Source organism: Haloferula luteola (assembly GCF_014201715.1).
GTDB classification, from domain to species: domain Bacteria; phylum Verrucomicrobiota; class Verrucomicrobiia; order Verrucomicrobiales; family Akkermansiaceae; genus Haloferula; species Haloferula luteola.
The window spans coordinates 158,961-177,858 of the sequence record NZ_JACHFD010000010.1 but is presented as its reverse complement, the minus strand read 5'-3'; the positions used below and the strand labels follow the sequence as shown (position 1 = coordinate 177,858).

The 18,898-nt window shown below is 60.1% G+C and carries 12 protein-coding genes; 5 read left to right on the top strand and 7 right to left on the bottom strand.

Annotated elements, in window-relative coordinates:
• Positions 1–233 precede the first annotated feature (233 nt).
• Entirely contained in the window at positions 234–1,316 is a 1,083-nt protein-coding gene (locus HNR46_RS11505) for a DNA-directed RNA polymerase subunit alpha (protein WP_184018899.1), read from the top strand.
• A 23-nt stretch (positions 1,317–1,339) separates the two neighbouring features.
• Complete coding sequence (gene rplQ / locus HNR46_RS11500) at positions 1,340–1,768, top strand: 50S ribosomal protein L17 (protein WP_184018897.1); 429 nt, start codon at positions 1,340–1,342, stop codon at positions 1,766–1,768.
• Between the two features lie 171 nt (positions 1,769–1,939).
• On the opposite strand, the gene HNR46_RS11495 is transcribed toward rplQ, so the two are convergent.
• On the bottom strand, positions 1,940–4,159 hold the full coding sequence (locus tag HNR46_RS11495; RefSeq protein WP_184018895.1) for an NADP-dependent isocitrate dehydrogenase: 2,220 nt from the start codon (positions 4,157–4,159) through the stop codon (positions 1,940–1,942).
• Positions 4,160–4,454: 295 nt separating this feature from the next.
• Between HNR46_RS11495 and HNR46_RS11490 the strand changes: the two genes are divergently transcribed.
• Both HNR46_RS11490 and HNR46_RS11485 read left to right on the top strand, forming a co-directional pair.
• Positions 4,455–5,471 (top strand): glycoside hydrolase family 43 protein, encoded by a 1,017-nt coding sequence (locus HNR46_RS11490; protein ID WP_184018893.1) that lies wholly within the window; start codon positions 4,455–4,457, stop codon positions 5,469–5,471.
• A gap of 79 nt (positions 5,472–5,550) precedes the next feature.
• Positions 5,551–7,380, top strand: coding sequence for a polysaccharide lyase family 4 protein (locus tag HNR46_RS11485; protein WP_184018891.1), 1,830 nt, complete (start codon positions 5,551–5,553; stop codon positions 7,378–7,380).
• Positions 7,381–7,586: 206 nt separating this feature from the next.
• On the opposite strand, the gene HNR46_RS11480 is transcribed toward HNR46_RS11485, so the two are convergent.
• The 3 genes from HNR46_RS11480 to HNR46_RS11470 all read right to left on the bottom strand — a co-directional run bounded on the left by HNR46_RS11480 (position 7,587) and on the right by HNR46_RS11470 (position 12,979).
• Positions 7,587–10,574, bottom strand: a complete 2,988-nt coding sequence (locus HNR46_RS11480) for an alpha-L-rhamnosidase (RefSeq protein WP_184018890.1) — start codon at positions 10,572–10,574, stop codon at positions 7,587–7,589.
• 70 nt (positions 10,575–10,644) lie between these two features.
• Positions 10,645–11,733 (bottom strand): glycoside hydrolase family 88/105 protein, encoded by a 1,089-nt coding sequence (locus HNR46_RS11475; protein WP_184018888.1) that lies wholly within the window; start codon positions 11,731–11,733, stop codon positions 10,645–10,647.
• 160 nt (positions 11,734–11,893) lie between these two features.
• Positions 11,894–12,979 carry a DUF2891 domain-containing protein gene (locus tag HNR46_RS11470; protein ID WP_221285128.1) on the bottom strand — a complete coding sequence of 362 codons (1,086 nt, stop codon included), beginning with the start codon at positions 12,977–12,979 and terminating at the stop codon, positions 11,894–11,896.
• A gap of 200 nt (positions 12,980–13,179) precedes the next feature.
• Between HNR46_RS11470 and HNR46_RS11465 the strand changes: the two genes are divergently transcribed.
• Positions 13,180–14,520: an NCS2 family permease gene (locus HNR46_RS11465; RefSeq protein ID WP_184018886.1), complete on the top strand. Its 1,341-nt coding sequence runs from the start codon at positions 13,180–13,182 to the stop codon at positions 14,518–14,520.
• A 200-nt stretch (positions 14,521–14,720) separates the two neighbouring features.
• On the opposite strand, the gene HNR46_RS11460 is transcribed toward HNR46_RS11465, so the two are convergent.
• The 3 genes from HNR46_RS11460 to HNR46_RS11450 are packed head-to-tail and all read right to left on the bottom strand — an operon-like array spanning position 14,721 to position 18,847.
• The gene (locus tag HNR46_RS11460; protein ID WP_184018884.1) at positions 14,721–16,715 is read right to left on the bottom strand and encodes a GDSL-type esterase/lipase family protein; all 1,995 of its coding nucleotides are present in this window, start codon (positions 16,713–16,715) and stop codon (positions 14,721–14,723) included.
• A 30-nt stretch (positions 16,716–16,745) separates the two neighbouring features.
• Entirely contained in the window at positions 16,746–18,185 is a 1,440-nt protein-coding gene (locus HNR46_RS11455; protein WP_221285127.1) for an ATP-binding protein, read from the bottom strand.
• A complete protein-coding gene (locus HNR46_RS11450) occupies positions 18,182–18,847 on the bottom strand; it encodes a response regulator transcription factor (RefSeq protein ID WP_184018881.1) in 666 nt (221 codons plus the stop codon). Before HNR46_RS11450 ends, HNR46_RS11455 begins: the two co-directional genes overlap by 4 nt.
• Between the last annotated feature and the right edge of the window lie 51 nt (positions 18,848–18,898).

Below are 18,898 nucleotides of genomic sequence, written 5' to 3'. Positions count from 1 at the left end.
GACAGGATTTTCAGGGGGAGATGAGAGATTTCCAACATTTTTTCGGATTGGGGTGGGGGAGGCCCGGTAAAATACGGTGCCGGTTGTTGGAAAATTTGCTTTGCCAAGATGGAGGGCTTCCCCTTTAGTCCCCGCCCGCGCGATCCCAACGAACCGCCGTTGGTCCTTCGGAAAGTTCATGGCTGCTGTCATGTCCTGCGCGCCGAAGGGAAACCCGGCACATCGAATCCAACATGTCTACGACTACACTGTCTCGCTTCGAGATCCCGAACCGCCTCGTTCGCAACGAGGAAACCGCTACTGATGTTTACGCCCAATTCGTGGCGGAACCCTTCGAGCGTGGCTACGGCCATACGCTTGGCAACTCTCTGCGCCGCGTTTTGCTCGGCTCTTTGGAAGGAGCGGCCATCACTTCGGTCCGCATCGCGGGCGTTCAGCATGAGTTCTCCAGCCTTCCAGGCGTGGTGGAAGATGTCACTGACATCATCCTCAACCTCAAGAAGGTGAAGTTCAAACACCACAATAAGGAGCCCCGCATTCTCAACCTGAAGGTCGAGAAGGAAGGCGTGGTCACCGCGGGTGATATCCAGGAGGACAACCACTACGAAGTGGTCAACAAGGATCAGGTCATCTGCCACCTCGATAAGAAGGTGAAGTTTGACTGCGAATTTGAAGTGCGTGTCGGCCGCGGTTTCTCAACCGGCGACGAAAACAAGCGCAAGGATCAACCGATCGGTGTCATCGCCATCGATTCGATCTTCTCGCCCGTGACCCGTGTGAAGTATGCGGTGGACGCCACCCGTGTCGGTCAAATGACCGACTTTGACAAGCTGGTCCTGGATATCTGGACCGACGGCCGCATCACTCCTCAAGATTCCTTGCTGCAAGCCTCGGCAATCCTTCGTCACCACCTCGACGTGTTCGTCAACTACGACGAAAACGCGGTTTCCTTCGAGGAAGCCCCCGCCGAAGCCAGCGAAGAAAACGCCGCTCTCAAGAAGCTTCTCAATATGTCGGTCAACGAAATCGAACTTTCGGTTCGTGCCGCCAACTGCCTCAACAACGCGAACATCACGACCGTGGGTCAGCTCGCGATGAAGACCGAGGCGGAAATGCTCAAGTACCGCAACTTCGGCAAGAAGTCGCTCAACGAAATCAAGGACAAGCTGTCCGAACTCGGCCTCGGCCTGGGCATGTCGCTGGATCCGTCGCTCCTCACCGGTCCGGTGGGTGCGTCTCCGGCACCGCGCCTCGGTGTGGAGGACGAAGCACCGGTCGGCCTTGCCGACTTGATCGCCCAGAACCTCGACGACTAATCATTTAGGAAGGGACCAACCCGATGAGACACCGTAGCAAAACCGTCAAACTGAAGCGCACCGCCGACCACCGTCGTGCGCTCCTCGCCAACCTGGCCTGCAGCCTGATCGAGCATGGGCGCATCCGCACGACCCTTGCGAAAGCCAAGGCTCTCCGCCCTGTGGCGGAAAAGCTGGTGACGCTCGGCAAGCGGGGCGACCTGCATGCCCGCCGCCAGGCCGTCGCCTTCCTGCGTCATAAGGACGTCGCGAAGAAGCTGTTCGAAGAAGTTGCCCCCCTCGCCAAGGATCGTCCGGGTGGTTACTGCCGCATCACCAAGTTGGGTGCGCGCATGACCGACTCCGCGCAGATGGCTGTGATCGAGTGGGTCGACGTGCCGGAAGCCGAGGAAGTCCTTGCGGACGCTCCGGAGGCTGCTGCTGAGGAAACGGCCGAGGCCAAGTCCGAGTAATCGGAAAGCGAGCGATCGTCCAAGATTTGAATCGCCCGGAGGGATGTCCCTCCGGGCGATTTTGTTTTCGAGGATGGATGAGTTTGGAAGAGTGGGAGTCGCAAAAAAAGCGGCCACAGGAAAGATCCCGTGGCCGCTGAAGGAGGTCGTGATCGGAAGGAGAGGGCCCCTTTATCCGATCACTCCGTTGAAGGTCGCGCTCGGGCGCATGGCTGCGGCAGTGAGGGCATCCACCGGTTGGTAGTAGCCACCCATTTCGACGGGCTTGCCCTGCACTGCGATGAGTTCTTCGACGATCTTGGCTTCGTTTTCCGCGAGAGCTGCGGCGACCGGAGCAAACTCGGCTTTCAATTCGGCATCGGCATCCTGCGCTGTGAGCGCCTCGGCCCAATAGAGGGTGAGGTAGAAGTGAGAGCCGCGGTTGTCGATCCCGCCAATCGAACGAGTCGGAGACTTATCGTTCTGGAGGAAGTTTCCGGTCGCGGCATCCAAGGTCTCCGCCAGCACCTTGGCTTTGGGCAGTTGGTGAACCTCAGCGAGATGTTCCAGTGAGACGGCCAAGGCGAGGAATTCTCCGAGGGAGTCCCAGCGCAGGTAATCTTCTTCTGCGAACTGCTGGACGTGCTTGGGTGCGGATCCTCCGGCACCGGTCTCGAAAAGTCCGCCACCGTTCATGAGCGGAACGATGGAAAGCATTTTGGCCGAAGTGCCCAGTTCCAGGATGGGGAAGAGATCGGTGAGGTAGTCTCGCAGGACGTTTCCGGTGACGGAAATGGTGTCGAGACCGTCCTTGATGCGCTCCAGGGACAGTTTGGTGGCGTCCACGGGTGAGAGGATTCGGATGTCCAATCCTTGGGTGTCGTGGTCTGTGAGATAGGTTTCCACCTTCTTGATCAGCTCGGCATCGTGTGCGCGGGTGTCATCGAGCCAAAAAACGGCCGGGGTGCCGGTTGCCCGGGCACGATTCACGGCCAATTTGACCCAGTCGCGGACGGGTTCGTCCTTGGTTTGGCAAGCGCGCCAGATATCGCCAGCCGCCACTTCGTGGGAGAACAGCTCCTGGCCTTCGGCGTCGACGACTCGGACGATGCCCGGAGCGGCGATTTCGAAGGTTTTATCGTGAGAGCCATACTCCTCGGCTTTTTGGGCCATGAGGCCGACGTTGGGGACCGAGCCCATGGTGCGGGGATCGAAGGCACCATGCTCTTTGCAGAACTCGATGGTAGCCTGATAGACACCGGCGTATGAATGATCGGGAATGACGGCCAGGGTGTCCTGACGCTGACCCTTTTTGTCCCACATTTTCCCGGAGTCGCGGATCATGGCGGGCATGGATGCATCAATGATCACGTCGGAAGGAACGTGGAGATTGGTGATGCCTTTGTCGGAGTTCACCATTGCCAGGTCGGGGCCAGCAGCGAGCGCCGCCTCAATGTCGGCTTGGATCTCCTGACGTTGCTCATCGGGGAGATTCGCAAGTTTTGCGGTCAGGTCCCCGAAGCCATTGTTGAGGTCGACTCCAAGGTCCTTGAAGGTGGCGGCGTGCTTGCAGAGCAGGTCCTTGAAGAAGACTTTCACGCAATGACCGAAGATGATGGGGTCGGAGACCTTCATCATGGTTGCCTTCATGTGGAGGGAAAACAGGACGCCTTCGGCCTTGGCCGCGTCGATCTGCTCCTGGAGAAAGCTGACGAGGGCGTCTTTGCTCAGACAGGTGCCATCGATGACTTCTCCGGCTTTCAAGGAAAGCCCGTCCTTGAGCACGGTGACGGAGTTGTCGGTGGCGACGTGTTCGATTCGAACCGTCGTGGCGGCGGATACCGTGGCGGATTTCTCGTTCGAGGCGAAATCGCCGGCGTCCATGGTGGCGACGCGGGTTTTGGAGTCTGAGGCCCAGGCACCCATGCGGTGAGGGTTGGCTTTGGCGTAGTCTTTCACCGCCTTGGGGGCGCGACGATCGGAGTTGCCCTCGCGAAGGACCGGGTTGACGGCGCTGCCCTTCACCTTGTCGTAGCGATCTTTGATGGCCTTTTCGGCGTCGCTTTGGGGATCATCGGGATAGGGCGGAAGTGCGTAGCCTTTCGACTGAAGTTCAGCGATGCAGGTCTTCAGCTGCGGCACGGAGGCAGAAATGTTGGGCAGCTTGATGATGTTGGCGGTCGGATCGAGTGCGAGCTTCCCGAGGAAGGCGAGGGCATCGTCGATGCGCTGGCTTTCGGTGAGGACTTCGGGGAATGTGGCAATGATCCGGCCGGCGAGGGAGATGTCGGAAAGCTCGACCTGAATCCCCGAGGAGCGGGTGAAACGCTGAATGACCGGCAGCAGGGAGTAGGTCGCGAGGGCCGGAGCTTCGTCGGTCTTGGTGTAGTGGATGGTCGGGGCGTCGGGCATGGCTAAGAATTGCTTGGCCGAGCGTTTAGGGGATGGGGCTCTGAGGGTCAAAATGAAAGGAGCGACAATCCGTCTGGGCAGCGGCTCGGGGCAGCTAGCAGGGAGAGTGCCGGGATGCTCCGAGGGTGATCGATCATGACACATCCCGGCAGTTGCCGGAGGGGAGATTGGGGCAAATGACCGCTCCTGGTCATTTCGGATCGGGCCCTCGGCAGGCCAGAAGGGCAAGCTGTCTCCATCAAAGAGACGTTTCCTAACGTTGCCAGTCTCACGATTCGAGGCTAGCGGGATGGCCATGCATGGTCGCGTTTTTCTCTTTCTCTCCTTCTTGAGCCTCGGGGCTCCTCTCCTCGCCGAAGATCAGGTCCCGGAGGTGACCACGGCGCGCTTGAGTGAGATCATGATGCGCGACGCCTGCGTGATGCCGGACCCATCCACTCAGACTTATTACCTTGTCGCCTCGGCACCCGGGGCGGCGGTTCGCGCTTACACCAGCAAGGACTTGGTGGAGTGGGAAGGACCTCACATCATTTGGGAAACGCCTCAGGAGATGTGGGGCAAGGAGGTCGACATCCGGAGTATTTGGGCACCCGAAATCCATGCCTACCGTGGGAAATACTACCTTTTTCTCACCTTTGACAGCACGGTCGAGTTCGGACCGCAGTGGCGGGATTGGGGGGCGGGTTGGGAAAATTGGCCGCCTCAGGTCCGCCGGGCTAGCCAAGTTCTGGTCGCGGACCATCCATTGGGGCCGTTTCGGGCGTTTTCCCAGGAGCCCACTTTACCTGCCGAGCGGATGACCCTCGATGGCACGCTTTGGGAAGAAGATGGGATCCCGTACATGATTTACTGCCATGAGTGGGTGCAGACCTCCAACGGCACGGTCGAGAAAGTGCAACTCACCCCCGATCTCTCGGCCACGGTGGGTGAACCGCAATTGTTGTTCCGCGGCAGTGAAGCCGTGTGGAATCGGGCATCCCCTGAGCACGGATGCTACGTGACCGATGGGCCCTGGATTTACCAGGCAGATTCAGGAGCTCTCTACATGCCGTGGTCGAGCTTCAGTGCCACCGGCTACACGGTGGGAGTGGCGGTCTCGGAATCGGGGCGACTTGAGGGGCCTTGGGTGCAGCGCCCCGAACCGCTGTACACGGCTGACGGTGGCCACAGCATGCTTTTCAAGCGCTTCGATGGTCAGTTGATGATGGCGCTCCACACCCCGAATGGAGGGCCGCTGACGCGCATCCGGTTGTTTGAGATCGAAGACACCGGATCGACCTTGAGGGTGACCGCACCGTTTCCGGCAGAGTGAAACCCCAAGCTGGAGGTTACCCAGTTGGGGGAGCTTTCTTGAACTGTCACGAGTGGATGGGGACGTTTGAATGGTCCCCATGACTGGGCAGTGGCAGATCCTCGGACTGGTGGGGTTTTCCCTATCCGCGTTCGCGGCGGTGGACGACGGTAGCGTGACGCTGAGCGAACGCGGCGACGAGGTGATTTTGGAGAACTCCAAGGTGGAGGTGACGATCGACAAAAGGCAGTCGACGATCACTTCCATGCGGTTGGGGCGGCATGAATTGGTCGGTGGGAAACCGATCTATTACAGCATGGGGGGTGGGCGCTCGTATCGTCAGCCCGGCGGAGCGGCGTTTCGAATCGTGGAGGAATCGTCTGAGGTGGCTCACGTCGCGTTTCTCCAGAAATGGAAACCGGGGACGCCCCAGGCGGTGGATATTGAAGTGCACTACGCTCTCACCCCCGATGAATCCGGTGTGTACACCTACGGGATTTTGAGTCATCCAGCCGATTATCCGGACAGCGGGGTGGGCGAGTGGAGGATGGTTTGGGGGATGCCCAAGAAGAATGATCGGGAGTGGCTGATGGAGAAAATCCGGGTGGACGAACTTCGTGCCTGGGAAATGCCCTCGCCGGTGGACCTTGAGAAAGCCAAGCCCACCGGCATCAAGGAGATCATCCAGATCCTTCGAGGTCCACGTGCCGGCACCTTCGATTGCAAATACGACTTCAATCTCGAATACCACACGGTGGGTTGCTGGGGCCATGCCAGTGACAAAAACCGGGTGGGAGCATGGGTGGTTTTAGGGAGTCATGAATTCTTCAATGATGGCCCTACCAAGCAGGATCTTTCCTCCGCTTCGGGGATCATCCACATCCACTTCGGCCGCAATCACTACGGCGGGTCTGGGACCCAGTTGAAACAAGGGGAAGCGTGGAGAAAGATCTACGGCCCCTATCTTCTTTACGGCAATGAAGGGGGCAATGCGGATCAGCTATGGGATGACGCCCGGAACAAGGCCGCCGCGGAGCGAGCCAAGTGGCCCTATGCCTGGGTGAAGGATGCGGAGCTCTACCCGCCTGCGGATGCGCGGGGGAGCGTGAGCGGACGCTTGGTCTTGCGGGATGCCCTCCACCCGAATCTCACGGCAGCAGGGGCATGGGTCGGACTCGCTCAGCCCGAGCCGGGAGGAAACTGGCAGAATGAGTCGAACCACTATCAGTATTGGACCAAAGCCGGATCCGATGGGTCATTCTCCATCCCTCACGTCCGCCCAGGGGATTACACTTTCAGTGCTTTCGTCGATGGCGTCGTCGAAGAATTCGAGATCCGTGGGGCGAAGGTCCAAGCCGGAGAGAACCAGACTGGAACCTTGGAATGGGAGGTGCCCCATCTCGGCCGGAAGCTCGCCTGGGAAATTGGAGTGCCCAATCGCCGTGCCGACGAATTCCGAGGCGGTGATGACTATTTCCACGGCTACGTTTGGTCTTCTTTTTCTGAGAAATGGAAGAATCCGTTGGTCTACACGATTGGAAAATCCCGCCCGGACACCGACTGGAATTTTGCGCAAGGGGCCTACCTCAAGGGTGACGAGTGCCAGCGCTGGCCGTGGGAGGTGAGGTTTCAGCTGGATGAGGTTCCCAAGGAAGGGACCGCGAGGTTGGTGTTCGCGTGGGCGTCCACGGATGCGGCGCGGATGGAGGTTGCCATGAACGGGCAGCGAATCGCCCGTTTCTACCCGAAGGTCTCGGGTGGCAACGCGTTGCTCCGGGAGGGCATCCACGCCAAGTATGGATACGACCTGATCGACTTTCCGGTGGAGCATCTCAAGCGTGGCACCAACCGATTGGAGTTGGTCCAGGCCCGGACCAACGGTGCTGCCTGCCATGTGATGTACGATTACGTCGCTTTGGAACTCCCCTAACTGCCGCTGGATCTCGACGAGCCGTGATCGGGGGATGGCCAGGGGGGCGTGGACAGCATCCATGGAGCCCCCGTTGTTTTGGCGTTTCGGTCGAGAATCTCGATGCGTCCCCGGTGTCCGGACATCCTCGACCCTCCCATGGGATCCGTGGGGATTTACGGGGTGATCTTCACTGGCTGTTTAGGGGAGGGAGCCGACGCCTCCTCTTACTTGACCCAGGGAAGGTGCTTCACCTGAAAGCGATGCTCACCCGGTTTCAGCAAGAGAGTGCGCTCGTTTCCAGAGGTGCCCAATTCGACCCGTTGATCGTAACGAGTCACCTGCAATCCTTCGCTGGCTGGCAGGCACAAGGTCGCCGTGCAATTCGCGGGCACGCTGGCGAAGATTTCGATGCCCTGAGCCGTCTTCCGCCACCCACTGCGGGCCATGCCTTGGGGGGTTTCCAGTTGGGCGGAGGCGTGCTCAAGGGGGCCACCGGGGCGCGGGCGCACAAAGAAATGCTGGTATCCCGGGTGCTCGGGATCCGGAGCCAAACCCGCGATGCGTTCATACATCCATTGGCCGATGGCTCCGTAGGCGTAGTGGTTGAAGGAATTCATTCCGGCATCCCCGAAGCCATCTTCGTGGCTATAGCTGTTCCAACGTTCCCACATGGTGGTGGCCCCTTGGTGGATCGAGTAGAACCATGAAGGATAGGTTTCCTTGAACAAGGCGGCATAGGCGAGATCGGTGCGCCCAAAGCGGTCGAGCACCGGTGCCAGCAGGGGAGTGCCGAGGAAGCCGGTGCGCAGGTGCCCCTCGGAGATTTCCAACAACTTCGCCAAATGAGTGACGGCTAGAGGGCGAACTTCTTCAGGGAGGAGGTCGAACCCGAGGGCCACCAGGTAGCCGGTTTGCGTTTCCACCGGGGTGGTCAATTTGCCTTGGGCGTCGAAGAACTTCGCGGTGAAGGCCTGGGCGATTTCATCTCTCAACTGCTCCAGCCGCTTCGCCTCATCATCTTTCCCGAGTACCCGCGCCGCTTTGGCGGTGAAATCAGCGGAGCGGGCAAAGTACGCCGTGCCTAAGAGATCCTTGGGCGTATCCGCCTTCGAGTCCTGATTGAGCGGATAGGGTTGCAACCAGTCGCCGTAAGCCGTGATGTCGACGATGCCATCATGAGCCTGATTCGCATAGTAGCCGACCCAGCGGCGCATCATGTCGAAATTCTCCTCCAGGAGCGTGGGGTCGCCCGTGCGCACATACAGCTCCCACGGAATCACCGTTGCGGCATCCGACCAGCCGGGGCCGCCACAGTGATCTTCGAGAATGTTCGGAATCACATTGGGGATCGATCCATCTTCGTGTTGGTCGAGTCGCATGCTTTCCAGCCAGCTGGCGAAGAATGCGTGGACGTCTGCATTGAAGATCGCGGCAGGAGCGAAAACCTGAGCATCACCGGTCCAGCCAAGCCGTTCATCGCGTTGCGGGCAGTCGGTCGGGATGTCGACAAAGTTGCCGCGGAGTCCCCATTGAATGTTGCTCTGCAGTTGCTTCAACAGGGCGTGGGAGCTCTCGAAGCTTCCTTTCCAGCTGAAGTCGGAGTGCAGCACCTCCGCTTTGACCCATGATGTTTCAGGATGGGCCCCTTCAGGCAAGCCACTCAGCTCGACATATCGGAAGCCGTGAAAAGTCAAACGTGGATGCCATTCGACGGTGCCATCGATGGCTGCGGTGTAGGTATCCGTCGATTTCGCACTGCGGTAGTTATCGGTGTAAAGTGTTCCATCCTTCTGCAGCATTTCCGCGAAGCGAATGGTCACGGTTTCTCCGGCCTTCACCGGGAGACGCAGTTTCGGCCATCCTACGAGGTTCTGGCCGAAATCGAAAACAAACCGGCCTGGGGTGGGCTCATTCACCGACACGGCGGGCAGTTCCCGGTCGATGCGCACGGCTTGGTGACGCTTGGGAGCGATCGTGATCGAATCGCCGACGGGGGATGTGGTGACTCCCCGCCATTGGGCGCTGTCGTATCCGGGTTGGTCCCAACCTGTCAGTTCCTTGCGGGCATCATAGGTTTCGCCATCATAGATGCCGGAGAAGCGAAGGGGGCCATCGGCAGTGGCCATCCAGCTATCATCGGTTACCAAAGTGGTGCGCTTGCCATTCTCATCCGTGATCTCGAGTTGCAGGAGCAACTCGGGATTGTGCAGCCCGGAGGCGTGTTGATCTCTCCAGCCGAGTCTTCCTGCATACCAGCCTTCGCCGAGGATGACTCCCAGGGCATTGGTGCCCTCGCGAATTTGCGCGGTCACATCATAGGTGAGGGATTCGAGTTTTTCCGTGTAAGGCGTCCAGCCGGGGGCGAGGTAGTCATTGCCAATTTTGGCACCATTCAAGTGCACCTCGAACAACCCGCGGGCGGTCACGTGGAGGCGGGCTTCGGCGATCTTCCCGGCGACGCCAAATTCTTTCCGGAGATACTCCGGAACAAAGGGGGGAACGGGAGCTGGCGGGGCACCGGTCGCCAAATCATAGGCTTGGTTTTCCGGGACTCGAACCTCGATGGTTTCTCCATTCCGAGCGTATTCCAGATGCAGCTGCTTCACCACTCCATACAATGGATCGCCTCCCGCCAACTCGTTGCCGGAACGAACAGATGTCTGGCCGGCGGCGAGGTTTTGACGGAGTTTGTCGGTCACATCGACCGCTTGATCAGGATGGCCGTCGGGCTCGTAGCGCGCGGAACGGATCGTGATTTTGGGTAATTCGGCGGCGGCGGGAGGAGCCATGCGAATCCATTGTGCCTGCCAATCCGAAGGGTGGAGGAGGCCGAGTTCAAAACCGGTGGGGGCACTCCATGCGGAGACGGCATCCGCACCGTCCCATAATTGTACCTGCCAGTAAACTTTCTGCCGGGAGCCGAGCGGTTTTCCCGCATAGGCCACCCAAGCATTGGTGGAGGAATCGACCTTTCCGCTGTCCCACAAATCCGCGTCATTCGGCAGTTTTTCTGGGGAACTGGCGGCCACGATCCGGTAGGCCGCCTGCATGCCTTCGGCCGCACTGGCAGGGACTTTCCATGAAAATCGAGGTGTGGCGTCGTAGAAGCCGATGGGTTCCACGAAGCCTTCGCTGACGCGAAGGTCATAGGCAGGGTCGGCGGCCAGCAGGGCCCACGTGGTACTGGCAAAAGTCAGAAAAAGGGAACGCATGAAGGAACTGGGTTTTCTTTCCCCAGCATACGCCGCTCGGCGCCCATGCTGTCAGATGAATTCTGTCAGCCTATCGAGTCAATTCGGCCGCAGCCCATAGCATGGCGGCCTGTCCGTGGAGGTCGCCAGTCGCTCTCGGGCGCTCAAGGTAAAACTCTCGGCTTGGGCCCTTGTCGGTGCCGATACAGACGCCTCGCAACTGACCATTGGGTTCAAGGTCTTCCACGAGAGCCAACCACGCCTTGCGCGCGGCTGGACCGTAAACTTCCGCATCGAGCCATTGGTTTTTCACACCTGTCGCGAAAGCAAAGGTGAACATGCCCGTTCCGGAGGTTTCCTCCCAGGATTCGGGATCGTCGAGCAATTGTCGCCACCGTCCGCTCTCCGCCTGGCAGGCGAGCAGAGCCGCCATCATGGTTCGGTAGCCGAGGAGCAACTCCGCCCGATCGGGGTCGTTCTGAGGCATCGAACGCAGCACTTCCGCCAAGCCCACGGCCACCCATCCATTGCCGCGGCCCCAGTAGAAACGCGAATCCGGACCGTGATAAAATAGTCCGTTTGGCTGTTGGAGCTTAGCAAGATAGGCCCGCAATGCCCGGCTCGCGTGGTGGAGGTAGTCGATCTTGCCGCTCGCTCGGTAAGCTTGAACCTGGAGAATCGGGATCATGTACATGTCGTCGATCCAGTAACGAGCCTCGGTCGTGATGCCATCTTCGGTGGTCGTCTCCCATTGGGCATTGGCGAAGCTCAGTCCCAACTCCAAACAGCGGGGATCGCCATTCATCGTGAAAATCTCCAAGGGCAAGGTGCCGAACATGCGGTAGTCCACATGCGCGCTGCGATTGATATGCTGTGCGAGATCTCCCGACACGTAGGGTTCGAACTTGGCAATCAAGGCTGCGGAGAGTTCGGGATCTTCCGCTTCATGTGCCAAGGCCAGGGCGCCATACCAGGCACAGATTTCCGGGTAAATCACTCCGAGGTGGGCCTTGGCGGGCTGCGTTTGGTAGCGGAATTCTCGCGTGAGGAAATCTTCGGCCAGGGTCTTACCAACTTTGGATGGCTCGGCTCCTTGAGGCCAATGGTCGAGTGGTCCAGCTTTCCCGATACCCAGCATCCATCCGGTCCAAGCGAGCACCATCCATGACAAGCATCTCATCTGCCCGTATTGAAGATTCAGCCACCGTTCTTGCTCAATCCCTCGAACGGGGCAGTTGAAGCCTCAGTGACGGGCCCATGGGCGAGCCTTCCGGTCGGAAGGCTGGAGCGTGAACGAGGGGCTCGCGGGAGAGACTCTGAATTCTACTCGAACCGGCCAATCAAGGCTCGGCCTTGCCGACCCCGGTGAGCAGGTAGACTGCGAACGAACCGAGCCAGTGATCCCCTTCGTAGTGGCCGCTTCCGATCCAGCGGAGTCCTGCCTCGGTGTGAGCTTTCGCGGCGGCTTCGAGAACGTTTCGTCGAGGATCGGTGTCATCAAGGGCCGATACGATCCCTCGCATGGTCCAGGCCCGACTGAGATTGAGACCAGCGAGGTGGATGAGGTGTCCATCGGAGGGGTCGCTGACGGTGACGGGAGTCAGAAGATTTCCGGCCTGCCCTTCGGCGAGATGAGGAAAGTAATCCTGGAGCCAGGAGCTGAAGGTCTCGGGAGGTAGGACACGACGCATCAGGTCGGCAACGTTGAGCCCTGGTGAAAAGAAGTCGTTGCCCGACGGTTCGTAGGCCACGGGGTAGTCCCGGTCTTTGCCATAAAACTGAAGAGCGCGGGTCCGTACCAACTCCGCCAGTTCGGAATCTTCGGTCAGTTGGGCGTAATCCCACATTTGAGCGAGGGGAAAGGACGACTCGGGATGGAAGCCACAGCGAACCGGCCAATCCAGTTTGGGCAGGTAGTCTTTGGCATTGCGGACGATGACTTTCTCAAGCGGGGCGTAGCGTTGGGCCCATGATTGGGCGAGTGGATCGTCCCAAGTGCGGAGTTCGGCAGCAAGCCGGAGGGCCCATGCCCACCCATACATGCGCTCGAAGCTCCGATTGTCCTTCTCTTCGAAGTAAGCCGCCTCTGCGGCCAGGGCATCGGCAGTGAATCGATGATCGAGCAGGTCTCGAACGGTGGGGGCGAAGTCGGCATCGGGGAAGAGCTTGAGAAGTCGAACCAAGGTCCAGTGGCCGTGCACGGAAGAATGCCAATCGAAGTGGCCGTAGAACACAGGATGCATTTGGCGGGGAGTCCGCAGGTCCTCAGGTCCGGTGGTGACGTGACTGGTTTTGTTGGGGAATTCGCGGTCGATGCCTGAGCGGGCGAGTTCCACGAAACCGTTGGCTTGCTCGAGGGTCATGGGCGTTTCCTGGGCCAGGGTGGTGCCTGCGACGACAGCCGCGAGGGCGATTTGACGGATCATGGGAGCAACCAATCCTGCGGAGGGGGAGGGAGGAAAGCCGGAAAATGCCGCCATTTCGGGCCCGAGCATGAGGGCGGGTCGAGGTGCTGAGCCTCAAAGCCGTTGGATTCGAAGTCCCCTCCGGAAAGGGGGTGAGCCCCGTTTCAAAATGGACGGATGAAGATCGTCAGCTTCCGTGAGGCGTGTTAGAGAGCGCTTGCATGATCGAGCGACTTTTCAGGCTGCGGGAGCACGGATCGACACCGGCTCGGGAGGTGTTAGCGGGATGCACGACCTTTGCCGCGATGGCTTACATTTTGGTGGTGAACCCGGCGATCCTGGCGGATGCGGGCATGCCGAGGGCGGCGCTGGTGACGGCAACGGCGGTGGGCGCTGCGATGGCGACTTTATTGATGGCCCTGCTGGCAAATTTGCCTCTCGCGATGGCGCCGGGAATGGGGATCAACGCCTTCTTTGCCTATGCGGTATGTGTGGGAATGGGCATCCCCTGGCAGAGTGCGCTTGGTTTTGTGTGCCTGAATGGGGTGATCTTCCTAGCGTTGTCGGTGGGAGGGGTGCGGAGGAAGATCGTCGAGGCGATTCCTCTGCCATTGAAGGCGGCAATTGCTGCTGGGATCGGGTTGTTCATTGCCTTCATCGGTTTGAAAAACGGCGGTTTGGTGGTGGCGAATCCAGCCACTTTTGTGAGCCTTGGGGATTTGACGTCGCCTCCCGTGGCATTGTTTGCAGTGGGGGTTTTGCTGACTTGCGGCTTGGTGGCGCGCCGGACTCCTGCCGCGATTTTGATTTCTGTGGGTGTGCTCGCGGTGATCGGCCTGTGGGTTCCGAATGGTCAAGGGGGCCGGGTGACTCAGCTGCCGGAGACCTGGGTTTCCCTGCCGGCTTCGATCGAGCCCGTGTTCCTGAAATTGGATTTTGGATACGTGCTCCGAGAACCGCTTCGGGCTCTTCCGGTGATTCTCACGCTGTTGCTGGTCGATTTGTTCGACAATATCGGAACGTTGATCGGGGTGACCAAGCGTGCCGGATTGATGAATGCGCAGGGGGAAGTGCCGCGATTGCAACGGGCTCTGACGGCGGACTCCTTGGCGGCGATCCTTTCGTCGCTGCTCGGCACGTCGACCGTGGTGAGCTACATCGAGAGCGCCACAGGAGTGCAGGCGGGGGGACGGACGGGGCTGACCGGGGTCACCGTAGCCGTTTTGTTTCTCCTGGCCTTGTTCCTAACGCCCATTTTGCTGGCCATCCCCGGGGTGGCGGTGGCGCCCGCGTTGGTGGTGGTGGGAATCCTGATGTTTGAAAGCATGGGGGAGATCGACCTGAAGCGGTTCGAACTCGCCGCTCCGGCGGTTCTGACGGTGATCGGCATGCCCTTTACCTTCAGCATCAGCACCGGGATGGGAATGGGGCTGATCGCCGCCGTGGTGGTTTCGCTGGTCAGTGGTCGGGGACGGGAAAACCTGACGCCCTTCACCTGCGGGTTGGCAGGGGTGTTCCTGCTCCATTTTCTCGAGCCGTGGTGGTTGCGGCACGGTGGGTGAAAAAAGTCCGTCGTCGTGCGGTGGATCCTGTTCGTCCTTGGAGGGTCGAACGAACAGGAGGAACAAGCCAAGATGAGTGAGCACCACGATCAAAGTGGCGCCGAGGCCGATCCAGATGGCGGGGCTCATGGGCTCGATGACAGCAGTCCTCATGGTCGGGGTCACGAGGGGAGCAAGTCATGGGGCAAGCCCTCTGGGCTTCAGGGGAGAGTCATGCGAAAGGGCGATGCCGGGAGGCCAGCGCCATTGATGAGGTTTGCGTCCGGAACTGCCGCCCAGCCGTAGCGAACCGAGACGGGGTTCGCCACTTCAGGGCTGGAAAGGCGAAGTTGATTACCGTCAATGGATCCCGTGGCCGGGTGAAAGCTCCCGTCGGATCCGGCAAGTTCGAATCCCTTCAGGGGTCCGCCTAGGGCCTTGAGACCGGCAGCGTGGTCAAACTGGAGCACGAGTTGCGAGCCATCCGCCTTGAGAGTCTTGGCAACGGGGCCTGAGTATTCGAGGGGATCGTTGTAGGCGAGGGCTCGTGCGGCGAGGGCGAGGCGCTCACCCACCGGGGCTTTGGCCGCGGGGTGGATGTCTTTGGCATCGCCAACGTCGGTGGTGACGATGAGGGCGGTGAAGGGGGTTTCCTGAACGGTTTGGTACTGCGCTTCTCGGAGTTCAGGAGACATGCGCTCGTTGGGTGCGATTTGGACGACGAGAAAGGGCATGTCGGGCTGTTTCCACTGGTCGCGCCAATCGGCGATGAGGTTGGGGAGGAGTTGGCGATAGAGCGCGGGATGAGGGTTGTTGGATTCTCCCTGATACCAAAGGACTCCCTTGATGGGGAAGGGAGGGAGAGGTGCGATCATCCCGTTGAAAAGAACCGAAGGGCGGTCGATTTCACGACGCGCTGCCGGGATGTCGGTCGAGCCTTCCATTTTCTGAAGGCGTTGGATGGCCTCTTGGCTGGTCCAGGCTTCGGCAAGGGTGCCGCCCCAGGCGGAGTGGATGATGCCCACGGGGACGTCGATGGCGGAAAGTAGGCTGCGACCGAAGAAGAAGCTGACCGCTCCGAATTGTGGCGCGGAGGAGGGGGAACAAACGGCCCATTCTCCGATCTCGACATCGTCCAGCGGACGGTCACTGAGGCGGTGGCCGAGGTGAAATTCTCGAAACTGAGGGAGTTCGGCGGTCGCCGCAGCTTCACGCCAGCCGAGGATGGGTTTTTGCCCACCGCGGGGGCCGAGTTGGCGTTCCATGTTCGATTGCCCGCTGGCCAGCCAGACGTCTCCGACAAGAAGGTCGTGGACGGCGAGATGACGGTTGCCGGAGACTTCGAGCGTTTGGCCCTCGGCGTTGGCCGTGAGGGGGCGGAGATCGACTTGCCAATGCCCGTCGGCTTGGGCGGTGGTGGTGTGACTCTGGCCTGCAAAGCGGACGGTGATGGAATCGCCCGGTGTGGAGACTCCTAGGATGGGCACGGCGACATCGCGCGGAAGCACCGCATGGTCGGAGAATAAGCGGTGAAGTCGCAGCAGGGTCGCTGAAGGTTCTGCGGCGCCGCTGAGGGAGAGGGCGACCGTTTCCGCCATGATGCCGGCACCTTCGCTGTTGGGGTGGACGCGGTCGGGAATGAGGTCGTCCTTGCCTTCAAGCGGAGCATGGAGGTCGATGAGATCGATCTGGAGGTCGTGAGCAATGCGGTCGATGATGGCGATTTCTTCCTGCACGGCCGGCTCGTTGATGCCGAAGTTGCCTTCGCCGATGACAGGGATGGGGCGACAGACAAAGATGCGGGGCTGGGATGTGAGCTTTTGGAAGACGGCGACCAGATCGCGGTAGTCTTTTTCGAATTGCTCTTTGTGGACCCAGTTGTGCGGCTTGGTGTCGTTGGCTCCGAGGAGGATGATCACCGCGTCGGGAAGGAAGTTCCGCGCTTGCTGAAGTGTGGGTTCTTTCCAGTAGGGACGATCCCCTGATCGCATCAGAGTGCGTCCGCTGAGGCCGAAGTTGCGAACGGTCCAATTGTCCCCCAGCAAGTCCTGAAGTTGGGCTGGGTAGGTGCGACCATTGGTGATGCCAGAGCCGAAAGTGATGCTGTCGCCGATGCAGGCAACGCGGACGGGTTCAGTGAATTTTGTGGGGTCGAGCGGCGCGGCAGTGACCTGCAGAGTCAGGAATAGGGCGAAGAGAAACGTGAGGAGGCGCATGTGGGCTTCTGGGATCGGGTTGCCTTAGGGCTACTGTCCAGGGCGCGGGCTGTCGATGGACATCTCCGATCGAGTTTCAGGGGCCTCAGATGGCCAGAGAATTTCCGTTTCAAACCTGCCATCCGGGGAAGGGCGTGCTGAAACCGTGCCGCCGAGGAGGTGGACGCAAGCCCGGACGATGGACATGCCGAGGCCGGAGTGTCCGGTGCGGGTGTGCGCTGCGTCTTTCTGCCAAAAGCGCTCGAAGACATGCTCGAAATCGGTGGCATCCCATCCGGGTGCGGGATTGGAAATTCGGAAGTGGTGGGGGCTGGCGTCGATCTGGAGGTCCGTGCCTTGAGGAGCGTGGGCAAGCGCGTTGCCGATCAGGTTTTGAAGGATCGTGGACCAGAGCACGGGGTCCGTGTTGAAAGGGCCCTCGGTGATGCGTGTGGCGAGGCTCATTTCCCGTTTTTCGGCGAGCGGCTGGAAGCGCTGGAGTTGGGCTTGAATGGAGGGGCCCAGAGGCAGGATTTCACGATGGATGGGCTGGCGTCCGGAATCGGCACGGGCAAGCAGGGAAAGCTTTTCGAGCAGGGCTTGCATTTCATCGCTCACCTTGACGATCTCGGCACAGCGCTGGGGGGTGGCCTCTTCGGGAAATAGGGTGCCCAGTTCGGCGAGGCTGCGGATCTCAGCTAGGGGAGTACGGAGTTCGTGGGCAGCGTGGCTGCTGAAGCGGCGCTCGCGATCAAAGGAGCTTTCGAGACGGGTGAGCCAGTCGTTGAGCCCGTGAGCAACAGGGGCGAGCTCGCTGGGCATTTGAGAAAGGGATAGGCGCTGGTGGAGGTTGCCGGGGTGAATGGCTTCGACGTCGTCGGCGAGCTGATGGAGAGGTTTGAGCCCACGGCGGAGTCCGAGCCGAATCAGCGGCACCATGAGGATGAGGGCCGCGGCGCCGGCAATGGTGAGGACCGTGGCCAGGAGCGCGAGCTGGAAATGCATGCCGGAGGTGGGACTCGCGACAATGAGGTAAAGGTTTTGGAAGCGCTTCTTTTTGTCGTCTTTTGGGTAGAAGGTTTGGACGTAGAAGCGCGCCCGCCGACCGTCACCCAGCCGAGCCGCGAAGATGCGGGCAAGGTCATCATGGGGAGGCGCGACTCGCGAATCGGAGGAAATGCGAAACGCCCCATTCTCCAAGGATGGAGAGCGGAGAAAGAGCTGATCGCTCAGTCGGCGGATCTCGAAGTAATCTTCACCGCCGGTGCCGAATCCGGCGAAGTTCTGCACGGTGAGGTCGATTTCGAAATCACCGTCGTCGATTTCCGAGGCGGTGATGAGGGCGCTGGCCTTGGCGCGGAGCGTTTCGTCGAATTGATGCTCCAGTAAGCCATGCATGGCGATGAAGACGCCGAGACCCGTGCCCACGAGTAGCGAGCCGACGGCGAGGCAGAGGAGGAGGGTGAGCCGGCGGCGGATGGAAATCATCATTCGAGAACGTAGCCGAGACCCCGCCGGGTGTGAATCAAGGGAGGGGTGCCGGGCGGAGAAAGTTTTTTACGGAGCGAGTAGATCGCTGCGTCGACGGCGTTACTGAGCGGGCCACTCATCTCGCCATAGAGGTGGTGTTCGATTTGTTCGCGGCTGAAAATTTGTCCGGGGCGTCGAACGAGGAGCTCCAACAACGAAAGTTCGCGGGCAGTGAGGCTTAAGGGAACCCCATCGCGTTTCACGGTGCGGGAGCCCGTGTCAAAGACCAGGGGTCCAACTTCGAGGACAGGATCGGGCTGGTCATAGCGACGTCGAACGAGGGCCTCGAGGCGGGCGACCAGTTCTTCGAGGGCAAAGGGTTTGGTGAGGTAATCGTCGGCTCCATGCCGGAGGCCCTGAACTTTGTCTTCGAGGTCGTCGAGAGCCGTGAGCAAGAGCACAGGCACCTTGATTTGATCGCGACGCCAGTCGCGGAGGACGGAAAGTCCGTCCTTTCCGGGGAGCATGCGATCGAGCACCACGGCATCGTAGGAGGTGAAGCGCGCCATCGATTCGCCCTCCAAGCCATCGGCAGCAACATCGACGGCATGACCCATGCGCGTGAGGGCCTTTTCCAAGGTTTCACGGAGGCGCGGCGCGTCTTCGACGATGAGCAATTTCATGGAGATCGGGGCGAACATAGGCCGGAGGCGGACGGCGTCCACCTCTGGCGA